This is a genomic window from Inquilinus sp. (assembly GCF_057815775.1).
Genome location: NZ_JBYRFX010000174.1, coordinates 1 through 1,972 on the forward strand (window position 1 = coordinate 1; position 1,972 = coordinate 1,972).

At 68.7% G+C, this 1,972-nt stretch carries 1 protein-coding gene and 1 pseudogene; both read right to left on the bottom strand.

Annotated features, from left to right (window positions below):
* Positions 1-125: 125 nt before the first annotated feature.
* Positions 126-1,559, bottom strand: a complete 1,434-nt coding sequence (locus AC3XYG_RS06235; protein ID WP_489138946.1) for an amidohydrolase family protein — start codon at positions 1,557-1,559, stop codon at positions 126-128.
* 6 nt (positions 1,560-1,565) lie between these two features.
* Positions 1,566-1,972: pseudogene (locus AC3XYG_RS06240) on the bottom strand (ABC transporter substrate-binding protein); the annotation flags it as partial.

A 1,972-nucleotide genomic window follows, 5' to 3' on the forward strand; every position in this document is an offset into this window, starting at 1 on the left:
GCGGCTGCCACGCACGGCGCGCATCGCCGCCGGGCGGGTGATGTTCGACGGCCAGGACCTGCTGGGCCTGTCGCCGGCGCCGGTGCGGAACACCGTGCGCAGGCCCTCGATGGAAAGAAGATCGCTCATGTTGTCCTGAAGGTCGGGGGTGAGATCTGGTCGACATGCCGGTGCGCCCAGTCGAGATTGGGCACCCGCTCCATCACCCGCTGCTGCGCTTCATGCAGGTGCAGCGCGGCCTGGGCGTAGTCGATGGTCAGCAGCCGGCCATCCTCCACCACCCGGCGGCCGTCGACGATCACCGTGTGCACCGCCCGGTCGCCGGCGGCGTAGATCAGGCTGCGCAGCGGGTCGCGCGCCGGGCGCATGCGCGGATGGGTGATGTCCACCATCACCATGTCCGCCCGGCACAGCGGCGCCAGCCGGCCGATATCCTCCCGCCCCAGGGCCTTGGCGCCGCCGATGGTGGCCGCCATGAACAGATCGGCGCTGGACAGGGTGCGCGGGTCGGTGGCCTGGGTGCGGGCGAGATAGGCCACCAGGCGCATCTCGTCGAGCATGTTGTGCGGATAGGTGTCGGTGCCGATGCCCATGTTGACCCCGGCGCGGCGGTAGCGGCCGAAATCCTTCATGGTGATGCCGCGCCGGGCGAACACCGTGGGGCAATGCGCCACCGTGGTGCCGGTCTCGGCCAGGCGGGACAGGTCGCGGCTGGTGTGCCAGCGGGTCGAGGGGTGGTCGTCGAGGAAGATGCCATGGCCGATGATGGCGCGCTCGTTCAGCAGCCCCATCTGGTCCAGCCAGCCGATCGGCGTCTCGCCGTGGCGGCGGGTGATCTCGTGGAATTCAGACACCGATTGCGCGGCGTGGATCTGCCAGGACAGGCCGCGGGCGCGGGCTTCCTGCGCGCTTTCGCGCAGCAGCGTCTCGCTGCAGGTGTCGATCTGGGCGGGCACCACCATGCCGAACAGCAGGCCGGAGGGATGCTGCTCGGCGCGTTCGATCAGCGAGAAGGCCTCCGCCATCTGCTTCTCGCCGGCCGCCTCGTCCCAGGCGTATTCCACCAGATGGCCGTTCTTGGTGAACCAGCGCGCCGAGCGGAACATCGGCGCGATGCACACCCGCATGCCCGATTCGGCCAGCAGGTCGAGCCAGCCGGGATGCGCCATCGACAGGTCGGCGACCGTGGTGACGCCGGACATCAGCAGTTCCGACAGCGCCACCCGCACGCAATCCGGCACCGCCTCCGCATCGCCGCGGAAGATCGGCAGGTATTCGTACAGCGAGGAATTGTACAGGCCCGGGGTGCCGACCTCGTCGGTCAGCCCCTTGTTCATCGGCTCGCTGCTGGGGTGGGAGTGGATGTTGACCAGGCCGGGCATCACCATGAAGCCGCGCCCGTCCACCACCGCGTCGGCGGGGCCCGCGTAGTCGCGGCCGACGAAGCGGATCACCCCGTCCTCATAGGCGACATCGGCGCCGGGCATGTAGCTGTGCGACCCCTCGCCGGCGTCCCAGGCGATGACGAAATCGGCGTTGCGGATGACGGTGGTGGTCATGTGCCGCTATTTCCCAACCGTGATGTCCAGGCCCTTGTACAGCCCGATGCCGTAAAGCCCATGCGCCCGTGCGCCCTGCGTCCGCCGGGAGCTTGCCAGCCAGAGCTGCTCGCGCACCAGGGGTATCCAGACATTGGCCTCGGTGAGCTGACGCTGGACATTGCCCAGGGCGATCTTGCGCGCCGCCGGATCGAGCGCGGTGCGCGCCTGGGTCAGCCAGGTGTCGGTCTGTTCGTCGGCCCAGTTCATCCGGTTCGGGGTGGGGCGGTTGGCCGATTGGAAATACAGGTTCAGCGCGTCGCCGGCCGAGACATAGGGGTAGGACATCACGAAGGCGTCGAATTCCTGCGTCGCCAGCTTGCCCCAGGCGATGGTGGCGTCGAATAGCTGGATCTTCATCTCGATGCCGACGC

Bases quoted from the DNA above. Each gene is read 5' to 3' on its own strand.
- AC3XYG_RS06235 (WP_489138946.1), bottom strand. From the start codon at position 1,559: ATGACCACCACCGTCATCCGCAACGCCGATTTCGTCATCGCCTGGGAC.